This window comes from Pseudarthrobacter sp. 05T312, assembly GCF_056396685.1.
In genome coordinates this window covers 299,802-317,460 of the sequence record NZ_JBFTLY010000003.1, presented here as the reverse complement: position 1 = coordinate 317,460, position 17,659 = coordinate 299,802, and the positions used below count along the sequence as shown (strand labels likewise).

General features: G+C 68.8%; 17 protein-coding genes. 12 read left to right on the top strand and 5 right to left on the bottom strand.

The annotated features are described in order from the left end of the window. Position 1 precedes the first annotated feature (1 nt). The gene (locus AC1DIP_RS07460; RefSeq protein WP_477733362.1) at positions 2-634 is read right to left on the bottom strand and encodes an isochorismatase family protein; all 633 of its coding nucleotides are present in this window, start codon (positions 632-634) and stop codon (positions 2-4) included. Then, the gene (locus AC1DIP_RS07455) at positions 634-1,962 is read right to left on the bottom strand and encodes a nicotinate phosphoribosyltransferase (protein WP_477733361.1); all 1,329 of its coding nucleotides are present in this window, start codon (positions 1,960-1,962) and stop codon (positions 634-636) included. The genes AC1DIP_RS07460 and AC1DIP_RS07455 overlap by 1 nt, the downstream gene beginning before the upstream one ends. Before the next feature lie 38 nt (positions 1,963-2,000). On the opposite strand from AC1DIP_RS07455, the gene clpS reads away from it, so the two are divergent. The 6 genes from clpS (at position 2,001) to rdgB (ending at position 6,342) form a co-directional block, all read left to right on the top strand. After that, complete coding sequence (gene clpS / locus AC1DIP_RS07450) at positions 2,001-2,384, top strand: ATP-dependent Clp protease adapter ClpS (RefSeq protein ID WP_476211633.1); 384 nt, start codon at positions 2,001-2,003, stop codon at positions 2,382-2,384. Then, the gene (locus AC1DIP_RS07445; protein ID WP_476211632.1) at positions 2,377-2,943 is read left to right on the top strand and encodes a DUF2017 family protein; all 567 of its coding nucleotides are present in this window, start codon (positions 2,377-2,379) and stop codon (positions 2,941-2,943) included. The genes clpS and AC1DIP_RS07445 overlap by 8 nt, the downstream gene beginning before the upstream one ends. Before the next feature lie 104 nt (positions 2,944-3,047). Further along, a complete protein-coding gene (gene murI, locus AC1DIP_RS07440; RefSeq protein ID WP_477733360.1) occupies positions 3,048-4,076 on the top strand; it encodes a glutamate racemase in 1,029 nt (342 codons plus the stop codon). Continuing rightward, positions 4,073-4,870, top strand: a complete 798-nt coding sequence (locus tag AC1DIP_RS07435) for an MBL fold metallo-hydrolase (RefSeq protein ID WP_477733359.1) — start codon at positions 4,073-4,075, stop codon at positions 4,868-4,870. The genes murI and AC1DIP_RS07435 overlap by 4 nt, the downstream gene beginning before the upstream one ends. A gap of 69 nt (positions 4,871-4,939) precedes the next feature. Further along, the gene (gene rph / locus AC1DIP_RS07430) at positions 4,940-5,698 is read left to right on the top strand and encodes a ribonuclease PH (protein WP_141181812.1); all 759 of its coding nucleotides are present in this window, start codon (positions 4,940-4,942) and stop codon (positions 5,696-5,698) included. Next, entirely contained in the window at positions 5,695-6,342 is a 648-nt protein-coding gene (rdgB, locus tag AC1DIP_RS07425; RefSeq protein ID WP_476211629.1) for an RdgB/HAM1 family non-canonical purine NTP pyrophosphatase, read from the top strand. The genes rph and rdgB overlap by 4 nt, the downstream gene beginning before the upstream one ends. 83 nt (positions 6,343-6,425) lie before the next feature. Here rdgB and AC1DIP_RS07420 read toward each other — a convergent pair whose 3' ends face one another. Next, positions 6,426-7,220, bottom strand: a complete 795-nt coding sequence (locus AC1DIP_RS07420) for a VTT domain-containing protein (RefSeq protein ID WP_477733358.1) — start codon at positions 7,218-7,220, stop codon at positions 6,426-6,428. An 82-nt stretch (positions 7,221-7,302) separates the two neighbouring features. Between AC1DIP_RS07420 and AC1DIP_RS07415 the strand changes: the two genes are divergently transcribed. Together AC1DIP_RS07415 and AC1DIP_RS07410 are read left to right on the top strand one after the other, a co-directional pair. Next, the gene (locus tag AC1DIP_RS07415) at positions 7,303-8,352 is read left to right on the top strand and encodes a 3'-5' exonuclease (RefSeq protein ID WP_477733357.1); all 1,050 of its coding nucleotides are present in this window, start codon (positions 7,303-7,305) and stop codon (positions 8,350-8,352) included. Between the two features lie 79 nt (positions 8,353-8,431). Beyond that, positions 8,432-8,911: a DUF4395 family protein gene (locus tag AC1DIP_RS07410; RefSeq protein WP_476211626.1), complete on the top strand. Its 480-nt coding sequence runs from the start codon at positions 8,432-8,434 to the stop codon at positions 8,909-8,911. Here AC1DIP_RS07410 and AC1DIP_RS07405 read toward each other — a convergent pair. Beyond that, complete coding sequence (locus AC1DIP_RS07405; protein WP_477733356.1) at positions 8,892-9,977, bottom strand: ADP-ribosylglycohydrolase family protein; 1,086 nt, start codon at positions 9,975-9,977, stop codon at positions 8,892-8,894. The genes AC1DIP_RS07410 and AC1DIP_RS07405 overlap by 20 nt on opposite strands. A gap of 201 nt (positions 9,978-10,178) precedes the next feature. Here AC1DIP_RS07405 and AC1DIP_RS07400 point away from each other — a divergent pair, with 201 nt between their 5' ends. From AC1DIP_RS07400 to AC1DIP_RS07385, 4 genes are all read left to right on the top strand, one after another. Then, positions 10,179-11,102: an aquaporin gene (locus AC1DIP_RS07400; RefSeq protein ID WP_476211624.1), complete on the top strand. Its 924-nt coding sequence runs from the start codon at positions 10,179-10,181 to the stop codon at positions 11,100-11,102. A 56-nt stretch (positions 11,103-11,158) separates the two neighbouring features. Continuing rightward, on the top strand, positions 11,159-12,337 hold the full coding sequence (locus AC1DIP_RS07395; RefSeq protein WP_476211623.1) for an exonuclease SbcCD subunit D C-terminal domain-containing protein: 1,179 nt from the start codon (positions 11,159-11,161) through the stop codon (positions 12,335-12,337). Next, entirely contained in the window at positions 12,334-15,420 is a 3,087-nt protein-coding gene (locus AC1DIP_RS07390; protein WP_477733355.1) for an AAA family ATPase, read from the top strand. Before AC1DIP_RS07395 ends, AC1DIP_RS07390 begins: the two co-directional genes overlap by 4 nt. A gap of 94 nt (positions 15,421-15,514) precedes the next feature. Then, positions 15,515-16,840, top strand: a complete 1,326-nt coding sequence (locus AC1DIP_RS07385; RefSeq protein WP_477733354.1) for an MFS transporter — start codon at positions 15,515-15,517, stop codon at positions 16,838-16,840. Between the two features lie 28 nt (positions 16,841-16,868). Here the strand turns inward: AC1DIP_RS07385 and AC1DIP_RS07380 are convergent, their stop codons facing one another. Continuing rightward, positions 16,869-17,603 carry a helix-turn-helix domain-containing protein gene (locus tag AC1DIP_RS07380; protein ID WP_476211620.1) on the bottom strand — a complete coding sequence of 245 codons (735 nt, stop codon included), beginning with the start codon at positions 17,601-17,603 and terminating at the stop codon, positions 16,869-16,871. Positions 17,604-17,659: the final 56 nt, after the last annotated feature.

Here is a 17,659-nt window from a genome sequence, read left to right as displayed (position 1 = left end):
CCTAGGCGACGTCCGCCCCGCCGAGTTCCATTTCTGCGACGGCGTCTTCCAGGTCCTCGGCGATGCCGGCGGTTAGCGACCGCACCACAGTGACGCCGTAACCGGCCTGGACGGCGTCGAGCGCTGTGGCCTTCACGCAGTAGTCGGTGGCGATGCCCACCACCACGACGTCCTCCACGTCGTGGCTTTGCAGCCAGTCGTCGAGGCCGATGGCGTCGTCGTCAGTTTCCAGCGCTGCCGCGGCGCCGGGCAGGCCGCCTGCCTGGCGTTCGCCGGTAGGAACGGCGTCTTCCGGAGCCAGCAGGCCCTCGAAGCCCGAGTAGGCAGCGGCGAACTGGCCTTTCCGGAAATAGGCGTCCACGTATTCGGTGTCCAGGTCCGGGTGGAGGTCGGCGCCGCGGGTGCCTGCCACGCAGTGCCGGGGCCAGCTGTCCCGGTAGTCGGGCGTATCGGAAAAGTGGCTGCCCGGATCGATGTGCCAGTCCTGGGTGGCCACCACATGGTCGAATTCGGTGTGATGGGCGTCCAGGTACTCGCTGATCGCACCGGCAACCGCGGCACCGCCGGGGACGGCGAGTGAGCCGCCCTCGCAGAAATCGTTCTGGACATCCACGATGATCAGCGCGCGGGACATCAGTGCTCCTCGTAAATGGTGGGAATCGCGGCCTCGCCGCGCTGCAGGCGGTTGACCACCGGGGGCAGCTCCGCCATGGTGTCTGCGTGCCGCTGCCGTGCGCGCAGGACGCCTTCGTGGCCGGTCCAGCCCGGGAGCAGTTCGCCGTTCTTCATGAACTGCTGCAGGAGCGGACGGTCGTTGCCGTCATCCTCCGGCCGGTGGCCCACGCCAACCACCTCGGCGGTGGCACGGCCACGTTCGTCCAGTTTCCGGAGGGCATATTTGCGGCCGCCCACGCTGGCCTTGTTCTTGGCCGCTTTGGCCACGGAGACAAAGTTGCCCTCGTCGTCGGCGCGGCTGACCAGCTTGTAGACCATGCTGGCGGTGGGGGCGCCGGAGCCGGTGACCAACGAGGTGCCCACGCCGTAGGAGTCCACGGGAGCCGACTGCAGGGCTGCGATGGCGTATTCGTCCAGGTCCGAGGTCACCACGATCTTGGTGTGCTCGTTGCCGAGGTCGTCCAGGAGCCGGCGCACCCACTGGGCCTGGGCCACCAGGTCGCCTGAGTCCAGCCGGACGCCGCCAAGGCCGGGCCCTGCCAGCTCGACGGCCGTGCGGACTGCCTTCTCGACGTCGTACGTATCCACCAGGAGGGACGTGCCGGCACCCAATGAGGCCAGCTGGGCTTCGAACGCCTCCCGTTCGGTATCGTGCAGCAGCGTGAAGGAATGTGCGGCGGTGCCCACCGTCTTCACGCCGTAGCGGATTCCCGCCTCCAGGTTCGAGGTGCTGTCAAAGCCGGCAATGATCGCCGCGCGCGCTGAGGCGGTGGCCGCTTCCTCATGCGTGCGCCGGGAGCCCATCTCGATGCAGGGCCGGCCGCCCGCGGCGGTGACCATCCGGGAGGCGGCGGAGGCGATGGCGGTGTCGTGATTGAGCACTGACAGCAGGTAGGTCTCCAGCATGCAGGCCTCGGCGAACGAGGCCTCCACCACGAGGATGGGGGAGTTGGGGAAGTACGCGTCGCCCTCGGCGTAGCCCCAGATGTCGCCGGCAAACCTGTAGTTGGCCAGGTACTCCAGGGTCTCCCGGTTGACCACCTTGGTCCGTTCCAGGAACTCCAGCTCCGCCTCGCCGAAACGGAAATTCGCGATGCCTTCAAGCAGGCGTCCGGTGCCGGCCACGATGCCGTAGCGCCGGCCGTCTGGCAGGCGCCGCGCGAACGCCTCGAACACGGACCTGCGGTGGGCCGCCCCGGAATGGAGCGACGCCTGCAGCATGGTCAGCTCGTAGTGGTCGGTATAGAAGGACGTGCGGGGATGGTCCCAGCCGGCTGAGGTGCTCACAAAAATCACTCTAGTGGCCAGCCACATAGAATGGACAGATGACCATAAGCGTTGCGCCCGGCCCTGATACACAGGAGGGCATCCGGACCGGCACAGCAGAGTCCACCGACTCCCTGACCGCGCCGGACATCCCCTGGAACCTGGTGATCTGGAACGATCCCGTCAATCTGATGAGCTACGTCAGCTACGTCTTCCAAAGCTACTTTGGCTATTCGGAAAGCAAATCCAACAAGCTCATGATGGAGGTCCACAAGAAGGGCCGGTCCATCGTTGCCTCCGGCAGCAAGGAACAGGTGGAGCGCCACGCCGTGGCCATGCACGGGTTTGGGCTTTGGGCAACGGTGGAAAAAGCCAGCGGCGGAACCGGTGGCAAGTCCGGCAGGTCCGGCGGTCCGGGCCAGGGTAAGGGGAAACGTGGCTAAGGCATTCAAATACGGGCTCAAGGGCATCACGGGGTTCCTGGAACCTGCCGAACGGGACCTGCTGCGCAGCCTCATCGATGACGTCATCTCCATGCTCCAGCCGGAGGACCGTTCCGGGCAGGACCCGCTGGCAGCCCTCATTGGCCTGGACATGGACGTTGCCGAGCCCACCGACCGCGCCGTCAGGCGGCTGCTGCCGAACGTGGCGAAGGACGACGGCGCCGCGTCCCTCGAGTTCCGCCAGCTCACCGAGCGTTCACTGCGGGAAACAAAGATCGGTGCGCTGCGCGCGGCGGCGCTGGACCTGGACAAAGACGAGATCGTGCTGACGCCCGAAGGGGCAAGGCACTGGTCCATGGCGTTGAACGACGTCCGCCTCGTGCTGGCGGAGCGGCTGGACATCAGGGATGAGGCCGACGCCGAGCACGTCCACCGCATGCAGGACTGGTCCCAGGCCGAGGACGTGGAGAGCTACCTGGCACTGGTCTACAACTTCACCACCTGGCTGCAGGAATCCCTGGTCCAGGCCATGCTGCAGTCCATGGAATCCCACCGGTGAGCCACGGCGGCCAGGGGGAGGCCGTCCCTGTGACACAGCAGACACGAGTCGCTGGACACAAGATGATGACTGACGCTTCCGGGACCACCTATCCTCGAATAACCATGACAACAGCCTCGAGCGCGGAACCGTCGGCGGAAATACAGCCCGCGGCCGCAAGCGACGTGCCGGCCGCCGCCCCGGAAGCCCGGCCCATCGGTGTCTTCGACTCCGGTGTTGGCGGACTCACCGTGGCCCGCTCCATCATCGACCAGCTTCCCAACGAATCAATCCTCTACGTGGGCGACACCGCCCACGGACCCTATGGGCCCCTGCCCATCGCCGAGGTGCGCGCTAACGCCCTGGGCGTGATGGACGAACTCGTGGACTCGGGAGTCAAGCTGCTCACCATCGCCTGCAACTCGGCGTCGGCCGCTGTCCTGCGGGACGCCCGTGAACGGTACACGGCCAGGTACGGCATCCCGGTCATCGAGGTGATCCAGCCCGCGGTCCGCCGCGCCGTCGCCGCCACCCGCACGGGAAAGGTGGGCGTGATCGGCACGTCCGCAACCATCGGGTCACGCGCCTACGAGGACACCTTCGCGGCAGCGCCCGACCTGGACATCACGTCCGTGGCGTGCCCGGAGTTCGTCAGCTACGTGGAAGCCGGCATCACCACCGGCCCGGCCCTGCTCGCCGTTGCCGAAGAATACCTGGCGCCGCTGAAGTCCGCCGGGGTGGACACCGTGGTGCTGGGCTGCACCCACTACCCGCTGCTGACGGGCGTCATCTCCTACGTTATGGGCGCCGACGTCACCCTGGTCTCCAGCGCCGAGGAGACCGCCAAGGACGTCTACCGTGCCCTTGCTACCCACAACCTGCAGCGCACCTCGGAGGCGCCGCCCGAGCACCACTTCGTAGCCACCGGTGACGCCGGACAGTTCGAGGCGCTCGCCCGCCGGTTCCTGGGCCCGGAAGTCCTCTCGGTCCGGCACGTGGACCACGTGGCCGCGCAGTACCCCACGGGGAGCCTGGCGCGCATTACTCCCGAGATGATCGCCGCCGCGCAGGGCGCACGCAACCGCCCCAGGATCTCCAACTTCGTGGGCGGCGGGTTCGCCGGGGCGCGCCGCGGTGGAGGGTCCGCCCAGTGAAGCTGACCATCGTGGGATGCACGGGATCATTCCCCGGACCCGGCTCCCCGGCGTCGTGCTACCTCCTGACCGCCACCGACGGCGAGCGGACCTGGAAGGTGGTGATGGACCTCGGCAGCGGAGCCCTGGGAGCCATCCAGCGCTACACCGATCTGGAGGACATCGACGCGATCTTCCTCACCCACCTCCACCCTGACCACTGCATGGACCTGTGCGGGCTGCATGTTGCCATCCGCTGGAAGCCCGGTGGCTGGGGCCGCGGCCGGATCCCCGTCTGGGGCCCCGCCGCCACGGCAGACCGGATGGCCACCGCCTACGGCCTGCCCCTGGATCCCGGCATGCACGAAGAGTTCGCCTTCACCAACTGGACGGAACGCGAACCCGTGACCGTGGGGCCGTTCACCATCACCCCCTTCGCCGTGAACCACCCCATCGAAGAGGCCTACGCCCTCCGCGTGGAAGTGGTGGAGCCCGGCAAGGACGGCGCTCCGGTGTCCCGCGTCCTGACCTATTCCGGGGATACCGATTCCTGTGCCGGACTCGAGGAAGCTGCCAAGGACGCCGACCTGTTCCTGTGCGAGGCGGCCTTCGAAGAGGGCCGCGACGACGGCATCAACGACGTCCACCTCACGGGCAAGCGTGCCGGCGAGGCGGCGGCGGCCGCCGGTGCGCGGCGCCTCCTGCTGACCCACATCCCGGTGTGGACGTCACAGACCACCGTGATGGCCGAAGCCCGCCCGGTGTTTCCCGGCGATGTTGCGGTTGCGGTGGCGGGCGTCCACTACACCATCTAGCGGCGCCCGATCCCAGGCCCTTGTTCCGCGGCGCCTGCCTGCCGCGCGGGCACTCGATAAGCTAAAGGCATGACATCTGAAGCAACAGCAGTGCCCGTAGTGCGCGCCGACGGCCGTGCCCCCGACCAGCTCCGGCCCATCAGCATCACCCGCGGATGGTCCAACCAGGCTGAGGGATCGGCGCTGATCGAATTCGGCAACACCAGGGTGCTGTGCACGGCATCGCTGACAGCCGGTGTGCCGCGCTGGCTCAAGGGGGAGGGCCGCGGCTGGGTCACGGCCGAATACGCCATGCTGCCGCGCGCCACCAACACCCGTTCGGACCGGGAATCCGTGAAGGGAAAGATTGGCGGCCGCACGCACGAGATCTCACGCCTGATCGGGCGGTCCCTGCGCTCCATCATCGACACCAAGGCCTTGGGCGAGAACACCATCGTCCTGGACTGTGACGTCCTCCAGGCCGACGGCGGCACCCGTACTGCAGCCATCACCGGCGCCTACGTAGCGCTTGCCGACGCCATCCGGTTCGCCCGCGACACCAAGCTCATCGCCAAGAACGCCCAGCCGCTCATCGACACGATTGCAGCAGTATCCGTGGGCATCATCGACGGCGTTCCCATGCTGGACCTGCCCTACGTGGAGGACGTCCGGGCCGAGACCGACATGAACGTGGTGGTCACCGGCTCGGGCAAGTTCGTTGAAGTGCAGGGAACGGCTGAGGGTGCCCCGTTCGACCGGGACGAGCTGAACCAGCTCCTGGACCTGGCCCTCCTGGGCACGGCCCAGCTGGCGGCCATCCAGCGCGAAACCCTGGCGGACACCCTGTGACCGGTGCGGCTCCCCGGCTGGTGCTGGCAACGCACAACAAAGGCAAACTTCGCGAACTCCGTGAACTGCTGCGCGGACAGGTACCGGGGCTCGACGTCGACACCCAGGTGGTGGACGCCGCCGCGGCGGGTGCCCCGGACGTCGTCGAGACCGGCGTGACGTTCGCCGAGAACTCCCTGCTGAAGGCGCGCGCGGTGGCCGGCGCCACCGGACTCGTGGCCATCGCCGACGACTCCGGGCTGGCCGTGGACGTCATGGGCGGGGCCCCCGGCATCTTCTCCGCACGCTGGGCAGGACGCCACGGTGACGACGCCGCCAACCTCGAACTGCTGCTGAAGCAGCTGTCCGACGTTCCCGACGAACACCGCGGTGCCGCGTTCGTGTGCGCCGCCGCCCTGGCCATGCCCGCGGACACGGAGGGCCCCGGGCGCGAGGTGGTGGAATACGGACAACTGGAGGGCATCCTGCTCCGTGAACCGCGGGGCGCCGGCGGCTTTGGCTACGACCCCGTCCTGCAGCCGGCGGGCCATGACCGCAGCTGCGCCGAGCTGTCCGCCGAGGAGAAGAACGCCATCAGCCACCGCGGCAAGGCCTTCCGGGCGCTGCTGCCGTCCATTGTGGCCGCACTCGAAGCGGCCGGCTAAAAGCCTGGGGCCGGACGGTTCCGCAAAAAGGTGCGCACCCTTCCGGGTGCGCACCTTTTTGCAGTGGTGGAAGTGGAGGGCCGCTACTCCGGCCGCTGGCCGTGGATGTTGCGGGGCGTCTTCTGCTCCGCTTCCGGCTCGTGTTCCTCGATGTACTCGTCGACGGTGTCGGTGCCGTAAGCCGCCGCCTGGCGGCGCGCGGACAGCCCGCGGAGGAGCTCGATGCCGATGGGAATCACCGAGACCAGCACGATGGCGATGAAGATAATGTCAAGGTTGTCGCGGACCCACGGCACCGTATCGCCCAGCAGGTAGCCGAGGAGCGTGACGCCAGCGCCCCACAGCGCCGCGCCGATGACGTTGTAAATGAAGAACTTTCGCTTGCTCATTTGCGCCACGCCGACGATCACGGGCACGAAGGTGCGGATGATGGGCACGAAACGGGCCAGGATCAGGGCCTTGCCGCCGTGCTTTTCGAAGAATGCGTGGGCGCTCTCGACATTTTCGCGCTTGAACAGCTTGGAGTTGGGCCTGTTGAAGATGGCGGGGCCGGCCTTGGATCCGATCAGGTAGCCGGCCTGGTTGCCAATGATCGCGGACACCACGATCAACGCGGCGAACGCGAAGATGTTGAACTTGATGGTGCCCGTGGCCACCAGCAGGCCCGCCGTGAACAGCATGGAATCGCCCGGCAGGAAGAAGCCCACCAGCAGGCCGGTCTCGGCGAAGATGATGCCGCACACCAGCAGGACCACCCAGGGGGCCAGCGCGGGATCGGCCAGGAAGACCTGGGGGTTCAGCCAATCGGGCAGGAAGGACGCCATTTTCGGCTGGACCGGTCCCGCACCGCCCAGCATGGACACAGCGAGCTCATTCATCACAGGGAAGTTCACCTTTCAAGGGTACTTGAAGGGCATGGGCTCCCCGGGGCTGGAGGCCCGCAGCGGTAAGGTAGGGGCCGTGGGTTTGGACTTTACGGCGATCGACTTCGAAACGGCCAACGGCTTCCGGGGCTCCCCGTGCTCCGTGGGACTGACGAAGGTGAGGGGCGGCAGGATCGTCGGGGAAGCCTCCTGGCTGATGCGCCCGCCTGCGGGATACGACACCTTCGACCACCACAACGTCAGGATCCACGGCATCACCCCGGCTGATGTCGCCGGTTCGCCGCGCTTTGGCGAGCTGTTTCCCGAAATAGGGGTGTTCATCGGCGACGACGTTCTCGTCGCGCACAACGCTGCCTTCGACCTCGGCGTGATCCGCTCGGCGCTGGAAGTCTCCGGCCTGCCGGGCCCGGCCTACGACTACGTCTGCACCGTCATGCTGTCCCGGCGCTGCTACTCGCTCGTGTCCAACTCCCTCCCGTTTGCCGCCGAGGAAGCGGGTGTTCCGCTGGTCAACCACCACGACGCCGCGGAAGATGCCCGTGCCTGCGCCGGGATCCTCATCGACATCGCCGCCCGCAACGGTGCCAACAGCATCGCCGAACTCTACCTGTCCCTGGGGCTGGCCATGCCGCGGCAGGAGGCCTTCGACCCCGCCACCGGTGACATCTCAAAGGCCAGCCTCACGGCGCTGGCAGGCAACTCCGGCAACGGTGCTGCCCTGGTCCGCCGGTTCCAGTCCGGCTGGCCGGAAGAAGGACTAAACCCCGAGCCCAACCTGGACGCCGAGCCCGGGCATCCGCTGTACGCCCAGACGGTGGTGTTCACCGGGCGGCTCTCCATCAACCGTCCGGACGCTAAACTTCGCTCGGCCAGGTGCGGCGCGCTGACCGAGAGCCGGGTCACCGCGCGGACCACTGTCCTGGTGGTGGGTGACGGGTTCGTGGCCTCGGACCTGCGCTCGGGCCGGCTCACGGGAAAGGCCCGCCGTGTCCTGGAGCTCCACGAGCGCGGGCAGGCCATCGAAGTGCTGTCCGAAGGCGAGTTCCTGCAGATGGTGGGCGGTGCCGAGGACGCCCAGGAAGTCCCTGTTGGCGCCTGGGCCGGCGCGCAGGCCGCCGGCGCCTGACCCATCCTGCGGCGGGGCCCGCGGTCATGCGGCGCAACAAAGCTTGGCTGCTCCGGCGGCTGCCTCCTACCCTTGCCGGATGGCCTCCTTGTTCGAATTCCCCAACCCCGTCAATGAGTACGCCGCCCGCACCACGGCAGCGCTCGTGGTGCTGCTCGCCGTCGTCACCGCTGTGGCGAATTCAGGCTGGGGGCTGGCAGCGATCGCCGCCGGATTCTGGCTGCGGCTGCTTTTTGGCCCGAGGATTTCACCCCTGGCGCTGCTTTCGGTCAAGGTGATCACGCCCCGGCTGGGAAAGGTGAAGCTGGTTTCCGGGCCGCCCAAGCGTTTCGCCCAGGGAATCGGCGCGGCAGTGTCCACCGGTGCCCTGCTCCTCTTCGCTGCCGGCGCGGCGCCGGCAGCCTGGACGCTCCTGGGCATCCTGGTGATAGCTGCCTCGCTGGAAGCCTTCGCGGGGTTCTGCCTGGGGTGCACCATTTTCGGGTTCCTGCAGCGCCGCGGCGTGATCCCGGAGGACGTTTGCGAGGCCTGCAACAACATCAGCCTTCGGCGGTCGTAACCTTCACCAACCGATCGGCCATTCCGCGGATGACCTCCGCCGCTTCCAGGGCTTCAAGCCAGGGGTCGGGCAGGCAGGCCTCCCCGTAAAGGGCTCCCAGGATGTTTCCGGCAAGCGCCCCCGTGGTGTCGCTGGCGCCGCTGTGGTTTACGGCCACCAGCATGGCGTCGCGGAAGTGCGCGGCGGGCTGCGCCTCCGCATCACCGGCCGGCGCGGTGGCGATGACGGCATAAAGCGCGACGGCGAGGGATTCTTCCGCTGTCCGGCCGCCGCCGAGCTCCTGTTGCAGTTCCTCGGGGCCGGCAACCGCTTTTTCCGCGAGCCGGAGGGCGGCCCCCAGGCGTTCCGGCAGCTCCGGGACCACGTCCGGGAGGGCGGCCGCGTGCGTGGTGATCCCGGCAGCGGCGTCCTGCAGTGCTTCCCCGGATACCAACCGGTGGATCAGGAGACTGAAGATGCCGGCACTCTGCCGTGCCGCTGGGTGTCCGTGCGTCAGGGCCGCGGCGTCGGCACTGAGCTTATAGACGGCGTCGGGCGTGATGTGCGGTACCAGCCCGAACGGTGCCGACCGCATCACGGTGCCGGTGCCTTTGGCGTTGGGGTTCACCGGACGCATGGCGGTTCCCATCTCACCAGTGGCCAGACCGCTGAGGCAATCCTTGTCGGGACGCCTGCGCTGCCTGAGCACCTCGTTGCTGTCGATCCAGCGCGGCTGGGGTGCCGGTGCGGACGGTCCTGCATCCCCGCCCTGGGCGGCAAGCCAGCGCAGGTAGGCAAGCCACAGGCACGCGTTCACGTCTGCGCCGACGCCCGAGTTGGCCCACTCGAGCGCCTCCACCAGCCCATCCACTGTGTACAGGGTCAGCTGCGTGTCATCAGAGAAATGGCCGGGCCCCGCCAGGTCCTCGAACCCGGTGAGGCCCTGCGCCCCGAACCGCTCCCGGATCCCGGCAATGGAATCGGACTGCACGGCGTAGCCCAGGGCATCGCCCAGGCCCCCGCCCAGCAGGGAACCGTGGATGCGGGACGGAAGGGCAGGGGCGGGCATACCGTGGTCAAAGCTCATGGGGTAAATTTACCGTCCCGGCCACGTGGTCCGGCGTTCCATGCGGGGCCGCTGCCCACCGCGGACAGCTGCTGTCCAGCAAACGCACAGCCTCGGCTGGGATACTGCTCGGGTTGCCCGGTGCCGGCACGGATGGCCGGCAGCAGCACCGGCCCCACAAAACAGCCGGAATTCCCGCCCCCCACAAGCAAAGGTCCCACCATGAGCACCCCCGTCCCAGCCCGCGACGCACTGCAGCCCGGCGGCACGGCTGCCGGACCGGCCGGCCTGCTGCCCCGCCTGGCGGCCGAGGCGTTTGGCAGCCTCTTCCTGGCGGTGGCCGGCCTGGGCGTGCCCCTGTTCAGCATTCCGCAGTCCAGCCCGGTCCCGTCCGCCCTGGCAGCCGGTCTTGCCATCACCGCGGCCATGCTGGCCTTCGGGCATATCTCCGGCGGCCACTTCAACCCCGCGATCACCCTGGGGCACCTCGTGGCCGGACGGATCCGCGCCGGGGCAGCCGCCGCCTACGCGGCCGCCCAGCTCGTCGGGGCGCTGGTGGGCGCCCTGGCCCTCTTCGGGATCCTGCGCACGCTGCCCAGCATCCCGGACAGCCGCACTGCATTCGATACCGTGGCCGCGGGCTTCGGTGAGCACTCCATCATCCAGGCGCCCCTCGCCGCCGTCGTCCTCCTCGAGCTGCTGGGTGCCGCCATCATCGTGGCTGTCTTCCTGGGAGCCACCGGCCGTGAAGGAGGCGCCCGCTCGGTGGCGCCCGTCGCCGTCGGCCTGTCGTTTGCCGCCCTGCTGCAGGTGGGCCAGTCGGTGGGCAACCTGCCGTTCAACCCCGCACGTGCCGTTGCTTCCGCCGTCTTCAGCTCCGGCTGGGCAGTGGAGCAGCTGTGGGTCTTCCTGGTGGCGCCGCTGGCCGGCGCTGCCATCGCGGGGCTGGTGTTCCGGATCGGCGCAGTGGCCCAGTCCCCGGCTCCCGCTGAGGAGGCAGGGGCTCCCGGCAACGACGACGACGTGGATGCCGACGCCGACGCCGAGGCTGCCCCTGTGAATGAGGGACTACCCGCCGAGGCGGCCCGCCACGGAAAGCCCGGCGTCAGCGAGGCCCAGGAGTTCTTCGACGGAAAAAGGTCCTGAGCCTCCTTTGCCGCGGCGTTTTCTTCACTGTCAGTGGCTGCCGATAACTTAGGATCATGCGGTTACTTCACACCTCGGACTGGCACCTGGGCCGTTCCTTCCACGGCGTTGGCATGCTCGACGCCCAGCGCTCCTTCGTGGACCAGTTGGTGGCGGCGGTGCAGCGGGAAAGCGTGGACATCGTCCTGATCGCAGGCGACGTCTACGACCGCGCACTTCCCGGCGTGGACGTTGTGCACCTCCTCGATGACGCACTGGTCCGGCTCACCGCCGCAGGCGCACAGGCAGTCCTCACCAGCGGCAACCACGATTCCGCCATCCGCCTGGGGTTCGCGTCCCGCTTGCTGGAACGCGGGGGAGTGCACCTTCGCACCAGGGTGGAGGACCTCGACCAGCCCCTGCTGATCCCGCTGGGAACGGACGCTGCGGGAAAAGACGCCACTTTGGCGCTGTACGGCATCCCATGGCTCGAACCCAGGATGGTCGCCGACCAGCTGGGCGTGGACACGGCAAGCCACTTCGAGGTTACCCGCGCCGCAACAGGCCTGGTCCGGGCGGACATTGCCCGGCGCGCCGCGTCCGCCACCGTCCATTCGGTGGTCCTGGCGCATACCTTCGCCAGCGGCGGCATCAGTTCGGACAGCGAGCGTGACCTCAGCATCGGCGGCGTGGGAGCGGTTCCCCTGGACCTCTTCGACGGTTTCAGCTACACCGCGCTGGGCCATCTGCACGGCCGGCAGAAGCTGTCCGAATCCGTCAGGTACTCCGGATCGCCACTGGCTTATTCCTTCTCCGAGGCCGCGCACCAAAAGGGTGCCTGGCTGGTGGATGTTGGTCCGGAAGGCGTGGAGTCGGTGGCGGAAGTCCTCTGGGAGGCGCCGCGTCCACTCGCCGTACTCCGCGGACCGCTGGAGGAGCTGCTGGCGGATCCGGGCCATGCGTGGGCGGAAGCCGCCTACTGCCAGGTCACCCTGACCGATGCCCAGCGTCCCGCCCGCGCCATGGAAAGGCTGCGCGCCAGGTTCCCGGAGACCCTGGTCCTGGCCTTCGACCCGCAGGGCGCCGCTGCCCCTGCCGAGGCAAGCTACAGCAGCAGGCTCGCCGGCGCACCGGATGACCTGGCTGTCTGCTGCGGGTTCCTGGACCACGTGCGGGGACGGGGCGCCGACCCCGCCGAAACGGCTGCGCTCGCGGCCGCGCTGGAAAACGTCAGGCTTTCGGAGGTATCGCGGTGAGGATCCACAAGCTGCGGATTTCCGCGTTCGGGCCCTTCGCCGGGACCGAGGACATCGACTTTGACCGCCTGAGCGCGCACGGACTGTTCCTGCTGAACGGTCCCACCGGTGCCGGCAAGACCAGCGTGCTGGATGCCATCTGCTTTGCGCTGTACGGCTCCGTCCCCGGTGCCCGGCAGGACGGGAAGCGGTTGCGCAGCGACCACGCGGAGCCGGGACAGGAACCCGCCGTCACGTGTGAGTTTTCCGCGCAGGGCCGCCGCTTCGAGGTGACCCGGTCCCCGGCGTGGGAGAAGCCGAGCGCCCGCGGGAAGAACGGCTTCACGGTCCAGCAGGCCAAGACGCTGCTTCGGGAGCGGGTGGGCTGTGCCTGGGTGGAGAAGTCCGCCCGCAACGATGAGGCGGGCGCGGAAATCATGGCCCTGCTGGGCATGGACCGTGAACAGTTCACCCGGGTGGTGATGCTGCCGCAGGGTGATTTCGCTGCCTTCCTGCGTTCAAAGGCTGCTGACCGGCTGGACCTGCTGCAGAAGCTCTTCGGCACGCAGAGGTTTGAAGCCCTGGAACAGGAACTGTCCCGGCAGGCTGCCGCCGCCAGGGAGGACGTGGCGGTCCTGTCCGGGCAACTCGACGTCCTTGCCTCGCGCGCCGAAACCGAGGCCGCCCCGCTGCACCTTCCCGAAGAGGGAGCGCCGCCAACCGACGAGATTCCCCGCCGCCTTGCCTGGCTGCAGGCCGCCGCCGCCCTGCGCCACGACGAGCTCGCGGGACAGGCCGCCGCCGCTGAGGAAGCCAGCCAGGGCCGCCGCGCGGAAGCTGAAACGGAGGCTGCCCGCCACGAACGGCACCGGAAACTCGCCGCAGCTGCCGCCCGGAAGAAGGCCCTCGAGGAGGGGGCAACATTGCAGGAGGAGCGTTCTTCCCGGCTGGCCAGGCACCGGCAGGCAGAGGTTCTCCAGGGGCAGCTGCAGGCGGTCGACGCTGCTGCCGGGAAGGTCCGTGGCGCCGCCGCGGCCGCCGAATCGGCCGTGACGCTGCTGCGCCTCGCCGCCGGGGACGGCGGTGAGTTGGCCCAGCTCGACGCCGGAACATCAGGGGGTCCGCAGTCCAATCCGGGTTCCCCGCAGGATGGCCCGGACAGCTTGCCCGGGGCGGTGGAGGAACTGGGCCGCCTGCGTTCGCTGCTGGCCGTCGTCGAGGCACGGTTGCCTGACGAAGAAAGGCTCAAGGAGCTGCGGGAGCGGCGCCACGGCTTAACGGGCCGACTGGATGGCCTGGAGCTCGCCGCGGAGACGCTGGGCCAGCGCACCGCGCAGCTGGTGGCGGAACGGGAACAGCTCTTGGCGGGCCTGGACCAGCTGGAGGCGCGCGCTGCGGAGGCTTCGTTGCGGCGCAAGGAGGCGGCCGCTGCGGCGGAGCTGCTGGACGTGGTCAGGCGGTACGGGGACGCAGCCAAGCGCAGGGATCTCGCCAAGAGCCGCCATAATGATTCCCGGGAGAACCTCCTGGAGGCGAAGCGCCGCTGGCTGGACCTGCGGGAAGAGCGGCTGGCGAACGCGGCATCCGAACTGGCTGCCGGGCTGGTTGCCGGGGAACCGTGCCCTGTCTGCGGAAGTGGAGAACATCCCGGCCCGGCAGATGAGGGAACCGGAGGGCCGTCCTTGGCCCAGGACGAGGAACAGGCCCACGGCGTGTACGAGGCCGCGGAGGCTTCACATGCCGGGGTTGCTGTTGATCTGGCCGAGAGCGAGCAGGCAGTGGCTGTCCTCGCGGGACAGGGCGGGACCACGCCGGTGGACGATGCGCGCTCGGGTGCAGCTGATGCACTCGCGGCGGCAGTGGATGCCGAGCAGGCGGCGGAGCAGCTGCAGGACAGGCGGCAGCGGCTGGAGGCTCTGGATGAGAGCCTCAGCCAGGCCCGGGCCACACTGTCCGAAACGGAAGCCGGGATGTCCCAGGCCACCGCGGGCCTTGCTGATCTGGCGGAACAGGTTGCAGCGCTGGACGCTGCGCTTTCAGGCCTGCGGGGGAGCCACCGCAGCCTGGCCAGCCGGTTGAGGGAACTTGAGGATGCGGTGGCGGTCCTGGACAAGGCGGTCGAAGCGCAGGTGCGCCTGGATAATGCGCGGCTGCACGCCGCCGAAGCGCAGGACGCCCTGGAACAGGCGCTGCCCGGTTCCGGATTTGCCACTGCTGACGAGGTCCGCAGCCAGCTCCTTGGTGCCGCTGACCTCGCCGGCCTTGAAGCCGCCATCCGTGCCGCCCAGGATGAAGCTGCCCGCGTAGCCGGGCTGTTCGAGTCAGACGACATCATGCTCGCACAGGAGGAAGCGGCAGGCGGCTTTATCGCGGACGAGGAACGGCTGGCCTCGCTGCGCAGGGACGCTTCGGCTGCCCAAAACCAGGCTCGGGAGGCCGATCTCGCTGCCGGCCTGGCCGGCCGCTGCGTGGAATCGTTGAAGGCGATCGCCGCGGACTATGAAGCGCTGGCCGGGTCCTCACGCGAGCCGGCGGAGCGGGCCCGGATGCTTGCCGGGTTGGCCGACGCCGCAGCCGGCCGGGGCGAGAACACGTACCGCATGAGCCTGAACAGTTACGTCCTGGCCGCGCGGCTGGAGCAGGTGGCCCTCGCCGCATCCGAACGCCTGGTGGCCATGAGCGACGGCCGGTACCTGCTCCAGCACACAGATGCCAAGGCCGCCCGCGGGGCAAAGTCGGGGCTGGGCCTGGAAGTGGTGGACCAGTGGACGGGCTTCCGCCGGGACACCTCCACGCTGTCCGGAGGCGAGTCCTTCATGGCCTCGCTCTCGCTGGCCCTGGGCCTTGCAGACGTGGTCCAGCAGGAATCCGGAGGCGTGGAAATCGAAACCCTGTTCGTGGACGAGGGCTTCGGCAGCCTGGACGACCAATCGCTGGAGCAGGTGATGGATGCGCTTGAAGGACTTCGCGACGGCGGGAGGGTGGTGGGACTGGTCAGCCATGTTGCCGAGATGAAGCAACGGATCAGCACCCAGCTTCAGGTGGTCAAGAACCGGAATGGCTCCACGCTGCGGATCTCCGAAAGCCTGGACGCAGTTCTCTGACCGTCCCCTGACCGGGGCCGATATACTTGTCGGTGTTACCGGGTTGCGCGCATCGGGAGGAGGGACGATGCGCACGTACTGAACGAGCCCAGAAGTGACACCACACGCCAACCCTTCACCCGCCGGTACCGTCCCTGTCCAGGCCTCCCCATGCCAGGAAAGCCCGGAAGCCCCGGAGACGCCAAAGCGCGGACGCTTTTCGCGCCTCCCGCACCTCGCCGGCGCAGGTTTCCTGCCCCTCGGCCTCTTTGCCCGGCTCCCTCTGGCCATGCTGGCCATGGGTACCCTCACCCTGGTCACTTCCTTCAGCGGCTCCTTTGCGGCCGGGGGCACGGCTGCAGGCGCCGTGGGCATCGGCTCCGCCCTGGGGGCACCGCTCTTGGGATCCCTTGCCGACCGGAAGGGACAGCGGCCGGTCCTTTTGCTGGCGGCAGTGCTCAATACAGTGGCCGTGCTTGCCCTGGTCCTTGCCGCCGGTACCGCTGCGGTCCTGGACGGGTTCGAGCCACAAGTGCTCGCAGCCGCCTTCGCGGCCGGTGCCACCTGCCCCCAGGTGGGACCCCTGGCCCGGGTCCGCTGGATGGCGCTCACTGCCACTGCGGGAGGTCCAACAGCACCGCCGCATGCTGCCGCCCGCGACCTCGACACGGCGCTGTCCTACGAGAGCACCGCGGACGAGGTGACTTTTGTCCTTGGACCGGCGCTGGTGGGAATCCTGGCCAGCTTCGTGGCGCCCTGGCTTCCGCTGGTCCTGGCGGCGGCCATGACCATCACGCTGGTGCCCGCCTTCGCCGTGCATCCCACGCACCGGTCCGTGCCGGCCCGCCGGGGCCCGGCAGGCGGCAAGCACGTGCCTGCCGGGAAGCTGCCGTGGGCTGTGGCCCTGCCCGTCCTCGCCATGGCCTGCATGGGCACCTTCTTCGGTTCCACCCAGGCCGCATTGAGCGCCTTCTCCGCCGGTCTTGCCGGACCGGAAATCGCGGGCCTGCTGTACGCCGTCATGGGCCTCAGTTCCGCGGCGGCCGCCCTGTCGGTTGCCTACTGGCCGCACCGGGCAGGCCTGGGGCTGCGCTGGGTGTCCTGCGCCGTCCTGATGGCGGGACTGGCGGTCCTGCTGCTGGTACCGTCGTCGCTGCCCATGATGGCGGTGGTCCTGTTGGTCCTTGGCCTCCCGGTGGGACCGGTCATGGTCACCGTCTTTGCCGTGGGCGGGAAGGTGGCGCCGGCCGGCAGGCTTGGCACGGTCATGACCGCCCTGGCCAGCGGCATCGTTGCCGGGACCGCCGTTGGCTCCTCCATAGGGGGACAACTGGCCCAACTCCACGGGGCTGCCGGCGCATTCCTTGTCCCGCTGTGCGCGGCGGTGGCGCTGGCGCTGCTTGGCGCGGGAACCGCCGTCGTGCTTCGCCGACGGACCTGACCCGTTGCCCCCGGCGCCTTCCGCGGCCTTACGCCAGCTGGCGCTCGATCCTGGCCGCACTCTCCGCGATGGCTGCGCCCACGGTTTCGGGATCGTGCGCGGACCGGATATAGACCACCGCCAGTGCGGCCGGACGACCCCCGGGCACGCGGATGGGTGCTGCCAGCGATGAGACGCCGGCGATCACTTCGTCATGGCTGGCCGAGTAGCCCTTCCGCCGTGCTGCCGCCGCTTCCGGACGGTAGGGCGTACCTGTCGCAAGCCTGTCCCACTCATCCTCCGAAAGGGCGGACTGGATGGCAATGCCGGGCGCGCCGGCGTTGATGGGGTGGCGGGTGCCAGGGTGCTGGGCGACGGTTGCCCCAGAGTGCCTGGGCTCGACCGTGACGAGGGTGATGCAGTCGTGGTGGTCCCAGACCGCAATGAACGCTGTCATGTCCAGTGAGTTTGCCAGCTGGGTGAGCTCCGGCAAGGCGGCGCTCTGCAGGTTGCGTGAGACTCCCCGGGCCAGGACGGCCAGGCCGGGCCCGGGCTGGACCCGCCCGGCGTCGTCGCGCACCAGCAGCGAATGGTCTTCAAGGGTCCGAAGGATCCGGTACGCCACCGAACGGTGCACGCCCATGGCGTCGGCCAGTTCCGCGATGGTCATCGGGCCGGGCGCGGCCGCCAGGATCTCAAGGGCGCGAATGCCGCGCGACAGAGTCTGGGAGGGCGAAGCCTGGGTGGCCGGCCCTGCCGGGGCTGCGGCTGCGGCGGGAGTCATGGAGTCCATCCTAGGTGCGTGGACAGGTCTGTTGTGTCCTTTATGGGAACTTCCAG